Source organism: Achromobacter sp. 01N37, assembly GCF_056399725.1.
This window is the reverse complement of sequence record NZ_JBFTRX010000013.1, coordinates 160,738-173,187: the sequence shown is the minus strand read 5'-3', so window position 1 is coordinate 173,187 and position 12,450 is coordinate 160,738. Positions and strand designations below refer to the sequence as shown.

The 12,450-nt window shown below is 62.6% G+C and carries 13 protein-coding genes; 6 read left to right on the top strand and 7 right to left on the bottom strand.

The features are described from left to right. Positions 1–423: 423 nt before the first annotated feature. The 7 genes from AC1DSJ_RS23765 to AC1DSJ_RS23735 form a co-directional block, all read right to left on the bottom strand. Positions 424–1,440 (bottom strand): Bug family tripartite tricarboxylate transporter substrate binding protein, encoded by a 1,017-nt coding sequence (locus AC1DSJ_RS23765; protein WP_175171540.1) that lies wholly within the window; start codon positions 1,438–1,440, stop codon positions 424–426. An 87-nt stretch (positions 1,441–1,527) separates the two neighbouring features. After that, positions 1,528–1,836, bottom strand: a complete 309-nt coding sequence (locus AC1DSJ_RS23760) for an addiction module antidote protein (protein WP_441372293.1) — start codon at positions 1,834–1,836, stop codon at positions 1,528–1,530. Beyond that, positions 1,820–2,182 (bottom strand): type II toxin-antitoxin system RelE/ParE family toxin, encoded by a 363-nt coding sequence (locus AC1DSJ_RS23755; protein WP_254600739.1) that lies wholly within the window; start codon positions 2,180–2,182, stop codon positions 1,820–1,822. The genes AC1DSJ_RS23760 and AC1DSJ_RS23755 overlap by 17 nt, the downstream gene beginning before the upstream one ends. A gap of 71 nt (positions 2,183–2,253) precedes the next feature. Further along, positions 2,254–2,994 (bottom strand): amino acid ABC transporter ATP-binding protein, encoded by a 741-nt coding sequence (locus tag AC1DSJ_RS23750; protein ID WP_046803291.1) that lies wholly within the window; start codon positions 2,992–2,994, stop codon positions 2,254–2,256. 60 nt (positions 2,995–3,054) lie between these two features. After that, the gene (locus tag AC1DSJ_RS23745; protein ID WP_054427065.1) at positions 3,055–4,155 is read right to left on the bottom strand and encodes an amino acid ABC transporter permease; all 1,101 of its coding nucleotides are present in this window, start codon (positions 4,153–4,155) and stop codon (positions 3,055–3,057) included. Position 4,156: 1 nt separating this feature from the next. Further along, complete coding sequence (locus AC1DSJ_RS23740) at positions 4,157–5,347, bottom strand: amino acid ABC transporter permease (protein ID WP_054427094.1); 1,191 nt, start codon at positions 5,345–5,347, stop codon at positions 4,157–4,159. Between the two features lie 130 nt (positions 5,348–5,477). Continuing rightward, positions 5,478–6,494, bottom strand: coding sequence for an amino acid ABC transporter substrate-binding protein (locus AC1DSJ_RS23735; protein WP_054427064.1), 1,017 nt, complete (start codon positions 6,492–6,494; stop codon positions 5,478–5,480). Between the two features lie 326 nt (positions 6,495–6,820). Here AC1DSJ_RS23735 and AC1DSJ_RS23730 point away from each other — a divergent pair, with 326 nt between their 5' ends. The 6 genes from AC1DSJ_RS23730 to AC1DSJ_RS23705 all read left to right on the top strand — a co-directional run bounded on the left by AC1DSJ_RS23730 (position 6,821) and on the right by AC1DSJ_RS23705 (position 12,431). Next, complete coding sequence (locus AC1DSJ_RS23730; protein WP_054427063.1) at positions 6,821–7,582, top strand: cell division ATP-binding protein FtsE; 762 nt, start codon at positions 6,821–6,823, stop codon at positions 7,580–7,582. Further along, the gene (locus AC1DSJ_RS23725; protein WP_054427062.1) at positions 7,579–8,487 is read left to right on the top strand and encodes a cell division protein FtsX; all 909 of its coding nucleotides are present in this window, start codon (positions 7,579–7,581) and stop codon (positions 8,485–8,487) included. Before AC1DSJ_RS23730 ends, AC1DSJ_RS23725 begins: the two co-directional genes overlap by 4 nt. A 407-nt stretch (positions 8,488–8,894) precedes the next feature. Further along, positions 8,895–9,701, top strand: coding sequence for a chemoreceptor glutamine deamidase CheD (gene cheD, locus AC1DSJ_RS23720; protein ID WP_054427061.1), 807 nt, complete (start codon positions 8,895–8,897; stop codon positions 9,699–9,701). 47 nt (positions 9,702–9,748) lie between these two features. Continuing rightward, positions 9,749–10,402, top strand: coding sequence for an RNA 2',3'-cyclic phosphodiesterase (thpR, locus tag AC1DSJ_RS23715; RefSeq protein ID WP_441372292.1), 654 nt, complete (start codon positions 9,749–9,751; stop codon positions 10,400–10,402). A gap of 47 nt (positions 10,403–10,449) precedes the next feature. Beyond that, complete coding sequence (locus tag AC1DSJ_RS23710) at positions 10,450–11,010, top strand: 5'-3'-deoxyribonucleotidase (protein ID WP_054427059.1); 561 nt, start codon at positions 10,450–10,452, stop codon at positions 11,008–11,010. 83 nt (positions 11,011–11,093) lie between these two features. Further along, positions 11,094–12,431: an NAD(P)H-dependent oxidoreductase gene (locus AC1DSJ_RS23705; protein WP_054427058.1), complete on the top strand. Its 1,338-nt coding sequence runs from the start codon at positions 11,094–11,096 to the stop codon at positions 12,429–12,431. Positions 12,432–12,450: the final 19 nt, after the last annotated feature.

The following is a 12,450-nucleotide window of genomic DNA, read 5'->3' as shown; positions in this document are numbered from 1 at the left end:
GGCCCTTGTCTGTCACCATCCGCACCGCCTCGAGCTTGAACTCCGCCGTAAAGGCACGCCGTTTTATCTTGGTCATGACTCACCTCCTAGGTTCAACCTATCTGGGTGTCCACCAAAATTAAACCACCACAGCCGGCATGGGGCGGGCCCCGCAAGATCTTCCTCACCCACCCCGCCGATGAGCAGAACCCTAAGCAAGAAACTCGCCCCAGCGACCGTGAGATTGCAGCTGCTGGAGCCCGTGGCGCCGGTGGCCTGCGGTGCGCGGGGCGTCGATAAGCCCGAGGGAATCTGAAGGAACCCGCCAACGGCGGGTGACGAAGATGACAAAGGGGAAGTCCGGAGCGAAGGCTCCGGACCGCAATCGTTGCCCCGCGCACCGCAGGCCACCGGCGCCACGGGCGTCAACAAAACCCTAAACCATCAATTCAAACTAGCCCCAGAAATCTTAACAATCTCCTGATACTTAGCCTTCTCACCCTTCACAAATTCAGCAAACGCCTCTGCCGTCATCGGCCCCGTCTCCGACCCCATGGTCAGCAGGCGTTGCTTCACATCCGGCTGTTGCATCGCATCCGCATACGCCTTGTTCAGCTTCGCCACCACCGGCGCCGGCGTGCCGCCCGTCGTGAACACGCCAAACCACGTACCCAGATCAAAGCCCTTCACACCCGACTCTTCAACCGTCGGCACATCCGCCAACAACGACGAACGCTTCGCCGTCGTCACCGCCAGCGCCTTCACCTTGCCGTCCTTGATCAACGGCGCCGACGCCGCCAGATTGTCGAACATGAAATCCGACTGCCCAGACAGCAACGCCAACTGCGCGGGCGCCGCGCCCTGGTAAGGAATGTGCTCGACATTGATGCCAGCACGCGCCTTCAGCAACTCACCCGACAGATGGCCCGCGCTGCCGTTGCCGCCCGAACCGTAGTTCAGCTTGCCCGGATTTTTCTTCGCATACTCGATCAGATCCGCCAGGGTCTTGATGTTGTTCTTCTCAGCGAACTCAACGTTCATCACCAGCACATTCGGCACCGACGCCACAATCGTCACCGGCGCAAAATCCTTCACCGGGTCGTACGGCAGATTCGCGAACAGCCAGGGGTTGATGGCGTGCGTCGCCACAGCGCCCATCACCAGCGTGTAGCCATCAGCCGGCGCCTTGGCCACCAGGTCAGCGCCAATATTGCCGCCCGCGCCCGACCGGTTTTCCACGATCACGGGCTGCCCCAGCGAACCACGCACCTTCTCGGCCAGCATGCGGGCCATGGTGTCCAGCGGGCCGCCAGGCGGGTAAGGCACAACGAAGCGGATCGGCTTCGTCGGAAAATCAGTGGCCTGAGCCAGCGCAGGCGCGCCGAAAGGCAGGGTCACGGCAAGCGCCACAGCGCCTTGCAACAGCGCGCGGCGAACCGCGCTACGGGGGGTCTTCGTCATGATGTTGTTCTCCTCACTCCAGATCGATGGCGGTCAGTAGCATACCGCAGGGAGAAGGATGGCGTAACAAAGGGATACTGGCAGATCTCATCCCCGGGAAGTCGGCTCCCGTTTGGTTTTGACTAGCGCCGTCAACGAAACGCCAAGCGCGTTCATTACCTTGCGCAACGTGTGATAGCTGGGATTCGCGCCCGGAGCGAGCACCCGATATAGGTTCGTCCTTGCGAGTCCCGTTTCGCGCGAGATTTCGGTAATGCCGCGCGCACGTGCCACATCGCCCAGCGCTTCGAGAAACGCATCGGGATCATCTTCGGCCGCTGCGTCCGCAAGATAATGCGCGATCGTTTCATCATCTTTCAGATAATTCGCAGCGTCGAAGTCACGGTATTTCGTCATGATCGGTACTCCGTTTTATTTGCGACCAGAGACGTTTCGCGTGGGCGATGTCTCTGGTTTGGCTGCCCTTATTACCACCGCAAAGCAGCACGTAGACCACCCTTCCAGCTCGGGCGTAGTACACGCGGTAGCCAGCACCGACGTCCACACGCATTTCGCTGATGCCTTCACCCACGGGTTCAGCATCGCCAAAATTTCCCTTTGTTGCACGGGATAAGCGCCGCAGGATTTGAGCGCGCGCTCGGGCGTCTCGCAATGATTCAAGCCAACGGGAAAATTCCTCGGTTTCTCGAAATCTGAACATACCGGATTGTCGCTCAAAAGGTACATTCAGAAAAGCGCCCATGAAAAACACCCCAAAAGCCGGACCGAAATCCAACTTTTGGGGTGTTTGCCGAACAGGCGGTCTTCAGCCGATCAGTGCAAGATCTGGCTCAAGAACAACTTCGTCCGTTCGTTCTGCGGGTTGTCGAAGAACTCGTCCGGGTTGTTCTGCTCGATGATTTCGCCGCGGTCCATGAAGATCACGCGGTTGGCGACCTTGCGGGCGAAGCCCATTTCGTGGGTCACGCAGATCATCGTCATGCCGCTTTCCTGGGCCAACGACACCATCACGTCCAGCACTTCCTTGACCATTTCCGGATCAAGAGCCGAGGTCGGCTCATCGAACAGCATGATCTTCGGATTCATGCACAGCGAACGCGCGATCGCCACGCGCTGCTGCTGGCCGCCTGACAACTGGCCGGGGAATTTCTTCGCCTGTTCCGGAATGCGCACGCGCTCCAGGTACTTCATGGCCGTCGCCTCGGCTTCCGCGCGCGGCTTCTTCAGCACCCACATGGGGCCCAGCGTCAGGTTTTCCAGCACGGTCAGGTGCGGGAACAGATTGAAGTGCTGAAACACCATGCCCACGTCCTTGCGGATCGTCTCGATGTGCTTCAAGTCATTGGTGAGCTCCGTGCCGTCCACAATGATGTGGCCTTTCTGGTGCTCTTCAAGACGGTTGATGCAGCGGATCATCGTGGACTTGCCCGAGCCCGACGGGCCGCACACCACGATGCGCTCGCCCTGCGCCACGTCCAGATTGATGTTGCGCAACACGTGGAACTGGCCGTACCACTTGTTCACGTCCTGCATACGAATAATGGCATCCGACATGCCTGTACTCCCGTAAATATCGCTGTGCGCGCCCACCCGAAGGCGGACGCGCGCCAGTGGCTAGCGTTTGTGATCAGTCGCAAGACGTTTTTCAAGCGCCTGACTGTACTTGGACATGGAAAAGCAGAACACGAAGTAGATCAGCGAAATGAACAGGTACGCCTCTACGCCGAACCCGCGCCATGCCGCGTCGGACAAGGCCGCCTTGGCTGCCAGTGTCAGGTCGAAAATACCGATGATCACCACCAGCGACGTGTCCTTGAACAGCGCAATGAAGATGCTGACCAGCGGCGGGATCACGATCTTCAGCGCTTGCGGCAGGATGATCTTGCGCATCTGCTGCCAGTAGTTCAAGCCCAGCGAATCGGCGCCTTCGTACTGGCCCTTCGGAATGGCTTGCAAGCCGCCGCGCACCGTTTCCGCGATATAGGCCGCGGCGAACAGGATGATGGCGATCTGCGCGCGCAAGAGCTTGTCGATGGAGAAGCCTTCGGGCAGGAACAAGGGCAGCATGACCGACGACATGAACAGCAGGCTGATCAGCGGCACGCCACGGATCAGCTCGATGTACACGACGCACAGCGCCTTGATGGCCGGCATCTTCGAACGCCGGCCCAGGGCCAGCAAAACGCCGATCGGGAAGGCAAAGGCGATGCCGAACGTGGACAGGATGAGCGTCAGCGGCAAGCCGCCCCAGCGCGCGTTTTCCACGTAGGTCAGGCCGAACACGCCGCCCCACATGAGCAACGCCACGGCCGTCAGGCCCACGGTCCAGATGGCGGCCAGCTTCCAGTTCCAGAAGTAACGGATGCCGCTGCAAATGATCACGCCCACCAGGATGATGGTGGCGATCAGCGGACGCCATTGCTCGTCGAATGGATACGTGCCGAACAGGATCAGCCGGTGCTTCTCGATGATGAACGCCCAGCAGGCGCCCCCCGAGGCACGGCATTCCTGCGCGTTGGCCGCGTTGAAGTCCGCTTTGAAGAAGGCCCATTCCAGCAGCGCCGGCACCGCCATCAACAGGAACCACGCAAGCAGTACCGTGATGAGGATGTTCAGCGGCGACGAGAACAGTCGGGTCTTGAACCAGGGCCACACGCCCACGTGCGTGCTGGGCGGCGGCATGGCTTCGGTGGGAGTATGCGTAGTGCTGCTCATCTCAACGCTCCACCAGCGCGATGCGCTTGTTGTACCAGTTCATGAATATCGAGATCGACAGGCTGACCGTCAGGTACGCGCCCATGATGATGAGAATGCCCTCGATGGCCTGGCCCGTCTGGTTCAGCGTGGTGTTCACGACCGACACGATGTCGGGGTAGCCGATGGCGACTGCCAGCGAGCTGTTCTTCGTCAGGTTCAGGTACTGGCTGGTCATCGGGGGGATGATCACGCGCAACGCCTGCGGCAGAATCACCAGGCGCAACACCTTCGCGCGCGGCAGCCCCAGCGAACCGGCAGCTTCCCATTGGCCGTTGTTCACGGCCTGGATACCCGAGCGCACCACTTCAGCGATGAACGCCGACGTGTAGATCACCAGACCCGCCAGCAATGCGGCGAATTCCGGCGACAAGGTCAAACCGCCCGAGAAGTTAAAGCCCTTCAGTTCCGGCATGTCCAGCGTCAGCGACGCGCCGCTGACCAGCCAGCCGATGAACGGCAGACCGATCAACAGGCCGATGGCCCAACGGCCCAACGGGAACATGTGGCCGGTAGCTTCGTGGCGCTTCTTGCCGTAGTGGCCCAGGAAGATGATGGCGACGATGGCCAGGCCCAGGCCGGCCAGCATCCAGTCCAGCGAATTGCCTTCCAGCCCCGGCACTTTCAGGCCGCGGTTGGAGATGAAGACACCGGGCAGCGGATTGTGCGCCTGACGCGGACCCGGCATGTTTTCCGTGATCAGCGCGTACCAGAAGAACAATTGCAGCAGCAGCGGCACGTTGCGCATGACCTCGACGTAGAACGAGGTGATCTTCGCAACCAGCCAGTTCTTGGACAGGCGGCCGATACCGATCAGGGTGCCGAGGATGGTGGCCAGCACGATGCCGATGACGGCGACGCGTAGCGTGTTGAGCAGGCCGACCAGGATGGCGCGGCCGTAATCATTGGCGGGGGTGTAGGCGATGGGCGTTTCGCCGATCGCGAACCCGGCTTCACGGCTCAGGAACCCGAACCCCGTGGCGATGTTGCGCACGGACAGGTTGTGTAGCGTGTTGGAAACCAGGAACCACACGGCCCAGGCAACCGCGGACAGCGCAAGCACCTGGTAAACCACGGAGCGCACCCCGGGGTCATTCCAGTTCAGCCGCCGGCGAGGTGCCGAAATCGGGGCGTTTTTATTGGAAGTCGTCATGATGAATCTACAGAAGTCGTACACCGGGTGGCAACGCCGGCAAGGCCACGCCCCCCACTCCTGCCGCCCGCTCGGTGGCGGGCTAGGCAAAACGGAGCGCTAGGGCTCCGTTTTGCCAGGCAGCCGTGTGTTAGCGCACCGGCCAGCCGTACATCAAACCGCCTTGCTTGTACGACGCGTTCAAGCCACGCTCCAGCTTCATCGCGCTGTTCTTGCCCAGCGTGTTTTCGAAGCTTTCACCGTAGTTGCCCACGTTCTTGATGATGTTGTAGGCCCACTTGTCGTCCACGCCCAGGTTCTTGCCCATGCCCGGGGTCACGCCCAGGATGCGCTGGATGTTGGGATTGGGGCTCTTCAGCATTTCATCCACGTTCGCCTTGGTGATGCCGTATTCCTCGGCTTCCAGCATGGCGTTCAGCGACCAGCGCACGATGTTGAACCATTGCTCGTCGCCCTGGCGAACCATGGGGCCCAACGGTTCCTTCGAGAAGTCTTCCGGCAGGATGACGAACTTGTCCGGATTCTCGAGCGTGGTGCGGGTGGAAGCCAGTTGCGACTTGTCGGTCGTGAAGGCGTCGCAGCGGCCGGCCGAGAAGGCGCGGATGATTTCGTCGTACTTGTCGATCACGACCGGCTTGAATTCGATCTTCTGGCCGCGGAACCAGTCAGCCAGGTTCAGCTCGGTGGTCGTGCCCGGCTGCACGCAGATCGTGGCGCCGTTCAGTTCCTTTGCGCTCTTGACGTTCAGGTCCTTGGAGACCATGACGCCTTGCGAGTCGTAGTAGTTCACGCCAACGCCGATCAGGCCCAGCGTCGTGTCGCGGGTCAGCGTCACGGTGGTGTTGCGGGTCAGCACGTCGACTTCGCCGGATTGCAGCGCGGTGAAGCGTTGCTGCGTGTTCAGCGGCGTGAACTTCACCTTGGAGGCATCGCCGAACATGGTCGACGCGATGGCGCGGCACATGTCCACGTCAATGCCCTTGTACTCGCCCTTGCTGTCGGCGATGGAGAAACCCGGAATGCCCGTCGACACGCCGCACTGGACAAACCCTTTTTTCTTGACGTTATCGAAGGTCGCGCCCGCATTGGCGGCTGCCGAAACAGCGAACAATGCCGCGCCAATAGCAGCGAGTTTCAGTACTTTCATCGTGATCTCCGTGTGGGATAAAGCGAGCCTTGCGCGAGCCGGGTTGGGCCGACGCATGGGGCGGATGGTAGCGTCCACGAAGCACGCGGCGCATCCGGGAATTCCCTTGAAATATAGGGACACTGGCGAAATCAAACGTCGTTTTCGTACGAAAACGGGGACGCGTTTTCACCTATTTCGAACCCGTCCGAGACGCGTTCATTTCGTTCTGATCAAAAGGTGTCCACCTGGTCACGGCGTAATGCTTTTTCACAGGGAAGGCACGAATCGGCTTAGGTCTCCTTACTGTCCCCGAGTTACTATTGCGGCTTCATCTGACAGCCGCCATGATCGAATTCCAACACGTATTCAAATCATATGGTCGCGGCCGAAATATTCTGGCCGACATCAACTTCCGCGTAAGCGCGGGAGAATTCGTTTTCGTCTCGGGGCCGTCCGGCGCCGGCAAGTCCACGCTGCTCAAGCTGATTGGCGGGCTGGAGCCCGCTAGCCGCGGGTCCATCCAGGTCAACGGCCAGCGGCTGGACAAGCTGCCCGCACGGGCCCGGCCGTACTTGCGCCGCGCCGTAGGCGTCATCTTGCAAGACACCCATCTGTTGTTCGATCGAAGCGCGTTCGAAAACGTGATGCTGCCGCTGGCGGTTCAGGGGCACCCCTGGGATTCCGCCGCCGCGCGCGCCCGCGCCGCGCTGGACAAGGTGGGGCTGTCGGGCAAAGAAGATTTGAATCCCATCGAACTATCGGGCGGCGAACAGCAGCGGCTGGCGATTGCGCGCGCCATCGTGAACCGGCCCGCCATCCTGATTGCGGATGAACCCACCGCCAACCTTGACCACGACAACGCGCAACGCATCATGAACGTGTTCCGCGACTTCAACCGCGTGGGCGTGACGACGCTGATCGCCTCGCACGACCAGGACCTCATGGCGCGCTACGCCACTCGCACCTTGCGCATCGACCCGGGCAAGTTCGCCGATTCGAACGGGTCCGCCCCGCCCCCAGACGCCGCACCGCCTCAAGCCGCCCCGCCCCGCACGGGCGGCGGCCGCGCGGAACCCGGCATGGGCCATCCGGGAGCCTCGTCATGAACGCCTGGCTGCGGCAGCACCGCTATGCGTTGATGGTCACCCTGCGCCGGCTGGCCAAACAACCGTTCTCATCCCTGGCCAACCTGCTGGTGATGGCGCTGGCATTGGCCCTGCCGTTGCTGGGCAGCGCCATTCTGGTGTCGGTCCAACCCGTGGCGCGGCAGATGTCCGTTACCCCGGAAGTGACTGTGTTCATGCGCGTGGATGCCCCATCGGGCGCCGCGGCAGACGTGGCCAAACGCATCAAGGACGAGTATCAGGAAGACGTGCGCGCCGTGCGCGTGGTGGGACGCGATGCCGCGCTGGCCGATCTGCGCGCCAATCCGGCGTGGCAGCAGGCGCTGGCCGTGTTGCCCGGCAACCCGCTGCCGGACGCCGTGGTCGTGACGCTGGCCGATGGCGACAACCTGGCCGGGCGCGCCGACAAGCTGGCCGGCGCCTGGAAACAATGGAATCACGTAGACCTGGTGCAGCTGGACAGCGCCTGGGTGCAGCGCCTGGAAGCCATTCTGCGTTTTGCGCGAATCGGCCTGGGTTTCCTGGCCGCGTGCGTCGCCGTCGTGGTGCTGGCCACGGTGTTCAACACCGTGCGCATGCAAGCGCTGTCGCAACGTGAAGAAATTGGCGTCGCCCGCTTGGTGGGCGCCACGGAATCCTTCGTGCGCCGGCCGTTTTTGTACCTGGGTGCGCTGTCGGGCGCCGTGGCGTCACTGCTGGCGATTGGCGTGTCGGCCATTGCGCTGTCACCGCTGAACGACGCCCTGCTTGGGCTTGCCCGCAGCTACGGCGCGGAATTCGCCCTGCACCTGCCGGGCGCGTCCGTGCTGATCTTCGCCGTGGTGGCCTCTGCCGCCTTGGGCGCCTTGTCGGCCCGCTGGTCGGTGACGCGCAGCACGCGGTTCTGATCGCAGCGGCGCGGGCACCTGCGCTGGTATTCCCATACCAGTACGTTCACACCGCGCCAGGGCGGCCGCGCCCGGAAAATCTTCCATAAAGCCACGTATGAAGCCTGAACCTCCCCGTGATCCGGGGAAAGGCTTCATGCGTGGCTGTGTACGATGATTCCAAGCCGTCCTTACGGACGGAGACTACGTCTTCGAGCGTCCAGCAATCAGCCGGCGATGCGCCAGGGAGAGGAAAGCGCGTTAATAATCAGGGACGTATCACGTCGCAGCCGTTACAAGCATTTCCCCCGTTGTCCGCTGGGATATGCAAGAATAAAGCGACATTTTTTTACACTTTTTGAAACATTCGCTGTTTTACCGAGCTACGTCCTTCGTGTCCCAATCGCTGTTCTTGCCCCTTAAGTCCCATGGTCGCCCGTCTTGAAGCCCGTGCAACGCGCCACTATTTCGATAGCGCGTTCCAATGTCAGGCGGTGAAAGTGCTCCCCAACGAGTACTACGTCACCGACGAAGACCTGATGATCTCGACCGTACTCGGGTCGTGTGTTGCCGCCTGTATCCATGACCCGGTCACGGGCGTGGGCGGCATGAACCATTTCATGTTGCCGGAAGGCGACATGCAGTCGCCCGCGTCGGCCACGATGCGCTATGGCGCGTTTGCCATGGAAGTGCTGATCAACGAACTGCTCAAAGCGGGCGCCGTGCGCGACCGCCTGGAAGCCAAGGTGTTCGGCGGCGGCGCGGTGCTAAGCGCCATGCAGCAGATGAACATTGGCGAGCGCAACGGCGAATTCGTCCTGAACTACCTGCGCACGGAAGGCATTCCGGTCAAGGGGCAGGACCTGGGCGACGTGCATGCGCGACGCATCAATTACTTCCCGCGCGATGGCCGGGTGATGGTGCGCAAGATGGCGCCGCACCACCAGCGCGCCGAGGAAATCATCGCCAAGCGCGAGCAGGCCGCGGCGCAAAGCGTGCAAGCCAAGACGCAAACGCCGCAGCGTGTCGAACGCTTCACCCGGCCGGGCGTGGAACGCTTTGATCGTCCTGGCGTAGAACGTTTCGACAAGCCTGCGCGCCCCGGTGTGGAACGTTTCGACAAACCGGCCCGCCCTGGCGTAGAGCGGTTCGACCGCCCTGCCCGGCCCGGCGTCGAACGCTTTGACACCGCGCTCTCGCGCCTGCGCAACAAGTCGGAAACCACCGACACCTGAAGGGCAAGCGACGACGGAACGGGACGCTGCGCGCCTACAATCAGCGCATGTCCACCGTCCGTCTCTTCTTCGCCCTGTGGCCGTCGCCCCCGCTTGCCGCCTCGCTTGCCGGCTGGGCGGAAGCCGCCCGGCCTGCCTGCGGCGGGCGCGTCATGCGCACCGAAACGCTGCACCTGACCCTGGCCTTTCTCGGCCCCGTGGATGCGCAACTGGCCGACAAGCTTGCCGCCGCCACGCCGGAACTCCGGCTGCCGCCGGGCGAGGTCACGCTGGATCATTACGGCGTATTCAAACGCCAGCGCATCCTCTGGGCCGGGCCGCGCGACACGCCTGCCGCGCTGCAAGCCGTGCATGACGAGCTGTGGCGTTGGCTGGCCGGATACGGCCTGGCTGCGCCGCCCCAGCCTTTCCGACCGCACGTCACACTGCTGCGCAATATCGAACGTGCGGGTCCGGCCGAAGGCACGCCGGATTTCCCCCCTGATCACGCCTCAGATCACGCCTCAGATCACTCCCCCGATCACTCCCCCGATCACGCCTCAGATCGCTCCCCCGATCGCTCCCCTGAGCTGGCCCCTGCTGAGCAGCCCCCTGAACCCCTCGTCTGGCGCTATGACCGCATGGTGCTGGTGGCGTCCGAATCGCTGACGGGCGGCAGCCGCTACCGCATCGTTGCGCAATCGCGCCCCGTGGAACCCTAGCCGGGCTCTGGCACAATCAGGCGCTTGCACAACCCCCTGGGATCGCCATGATCATCCTGCTGGACCAAGACGGCGTGCTGGCCGATTTCGAACACGCGTTCATCGACGCCTGGCGCGCGCGCTACCCCGACATCGCGCCCATTGAATTTGAAGACCGCAAGTCGTTCTACATCCGCGAGGATTACGGCCCCGAACTACGCGATATGGCCGAGGCCATCTACACCGCGCCCGGCTTCATCCGCAACCTGCCGCCCGTGCCCGGCGCGCTGGACGCCGTGCGCGAATTGCTGGCGCTGGGGATGGACGTGCGCATCTGCACGTCGCCGCTATCGCAGTTTGAAAATTGCGTGGCCGAAAAATACCTGTGGGTAGAAAAGAACCTGGGCCGCGACGCCACGCACCGGCTGATCCTGACCAAAGACAAGACGCTGGTTCAAGGCCATCTGCTGATCGACGACAAGCCCCTGATTGAAGGCGCCGTGAAGCCGCGCTGGAAACACATTCTGTTTGACGCGCCTTACAACCGGCACGTTACCGACCGGCCCCGCATCACGTGGTCGACGTGGCGCAATGTGCTGGCGGGCGAGCTCTATACAGCAGACGAGTGAGTTCGCCTGAATCCTGTTCAGCAGTCATAAATTAGGACTATTCTGTGTTGGCTGTACCCCCCCACCCCGGAGGAGCCCGCACCATGAATCTGTACCGTCTGCTCAAGCAGCGAGAAGCCGACCACAAGCCTTTACGAGTTGCACTGTTGGGCGCCGGAAAGTTCGGCGCCATGTTCATGAGCCAGGCTCCCCGCACGCCGGGGATGCGGCTGGTGGCGGTGGCGGATCTGGCGCCCGACCGCGCCCGCGCCGCCCTGACCCGCGTCGGCTGGCCCGCCAGCGCACTCAACGCCGCCAACACCAACGACGCGCTGAAGAACGGCAAAGTCTTCTTCAGCGATGACCCCTTGGCCATCATCGCGAGCCCCGACGTCGACATCGTTATCGACGCCACCGGCCAGGCCGCCGCCGGCATCACCCACGTGCTGGCCTGCTGCGAATACGGCAAGCACATCATCATGGTCAACGTTGAAGCCGACGCGCTGGCCGGCCCGCTGTTGGCGCGCCGCGCGCGCGAAGCGGGCATCGTCTATTCCCTGGCCTACGGCGACCAGCCTGCTCTGATCTGCGAAATGGTGGATTGGGCGCGCGCGTCCGGTTTCGAAGTGATGGCGGCCGGCAAGGGCACGAAGTACCTGCCCGAATTTCATACGTCCACGCCCGACACCGTGTGGCCGTACTACGGCTTCACCGCGGAAATGGTGGCGGCGGGCGACTTCAACGCGCAGATGTTCAACAGCTTTCTGGACGGCACCAAAAGCGCCATCGAGATGGCGGCGGTGTCCAACGCCACGGGCTTGCTGCCGTCGCCATCGGGCCTGCACTTCCCGCCTTGCGGCGTGGACGATCTGGCCCGTGTGCTGCGCCCGCGCGAAGACGGCGGCATCTTGCACCATCGCGGCCAGGTGGAAGTGATTTCATCGTTGGAACGCGATGGCCGCCCCGTGTTTCGCGACCTGCGCTGGGGCGTGTATGTGACGCTTGCGGCCGATAGCGATTACGTGCGCCGCTGCTTCCAGGAATACGGACTGGTAACGGACCCCAGCGGCAACTACACCGCCATGTACAAGCCCTATCACCTGATCGGGTTGGAGCTGGGCATCAGCGTGGCCAGCGTCGGGCTGCGGCGTGAACCCACTGGCGCGCCCGCCGGCTGGCACGGCGACGTGGTCGCCACCGCCAAGCGCGATTTGCAGGCCGGCCAGATTCTGGATGGCGAAGGCGGCTACACGGTGTATGGCCGGCTGATGCCCGCGCCTGATTCCGTGGAAGAAGGCTATCTGCCACTGGGGCTGTCGCATCAGGTCAAGCTGAAACACCCCGTGCGGCAATCGCAGGCAATCCGCTGGCGCGACGTGGAATACGACGAGCGCTCAACGGCCGTGCAATTCCGCCGCGAAATGGAACAGACCTTCGCCTGAAGCGAAGCCAGGCCAGGCC

Coding starts and splice junctions, on each gene's coding strand:
- AC1DSJ_RS23765 (WP_175171540.1), bottom strand. CDS start 1,440: ATGACGAAGACCCCCCGTAGCGCGGTTCGCCGCGCGCTGTTGCAAGGC.
- AC1DSJ_RS23760 (WP_441372293.1), bottom strand. CDS start 1,836: ATGACGAAATACCGTGACTTCGACGCTGCGAATTATCTGAAAGATGAT.
- AC1DSJ_RS23755 (WP_254600739.1), bottom strand. CDS start 2,182: ATGGGCGCTTTTCTGAATGTACCTTTTGAGCGACAATCCGGTATGTTC.
- AC1DSJ_RS23750 (WP_046803291.1), bottom strand. CDS start 2,994: ATGTCGGATGCCATTATTCGTATGCAGGACGTGAACAAGTGGTACGGC.
- AC1DSJ_RS23745 (WP_054427065.1), bottom strand. CDS start 4,155: ATGAGCAGCACTACGCATACTCCCACCGAAGCCATGCCGCCGCCCAGC.
- AC1DSJ_RS23740 (WP_054427094.1), bottom strand. CDS start 5,347: ATGACGACTTCCAATAAAAACGCCCCGATTTCGGCACCTCGCCGGCGG.
- AC1DSJ_RS23735 (WP_054427064.1), bottom strand. CDS start 6,494: ATGAAAGTACTGAAACTCGCTGCTATTGGCGCGGCATTGTTCGCTGTT.
- AC1DSJ_RS23730 (WP_054427063.1), top strand. CDS start 6,821: ATGATCGAATTCCAACACGTATTCAAATCATATGGTCGCGGCCGAAAT.
- AC1DSJ_RS23725 (WP_054427062.1), top strand. CDS start 7,579: ATGAACGCCTGGCTGCGGCAGCACCGCTATGCGTTGATGGTCACCCTG.
- cheD (WP_054427061.1), top strand. CDS start 8,895: ATGGTCGCCCGTCTTGAAGCCCGTGCAACGCGCCACTATTTCGATAGC.
- thpR (WP_441372292.1), top strand. CDS start 9,749: ATGTCCACCGTCCGTCTCTTCTTCGCCCTGTGGCCGTCGCCCCCGCTT.
- AC1DSJ_RS23710 (WP_054427059.1), top strand. CDS start 10,450: ATGATCATCCTGCTGGACCAAGACGGCGTGCTGGCCGATTTCGAACAC.
- AC1DSJ_RS23705 (WP_054427058.1), top strand. CDS start 11,094: ATGAATCTGTACCGTCTGCTCAAGCAGCGAGAAGCCGACCACAAGCCT.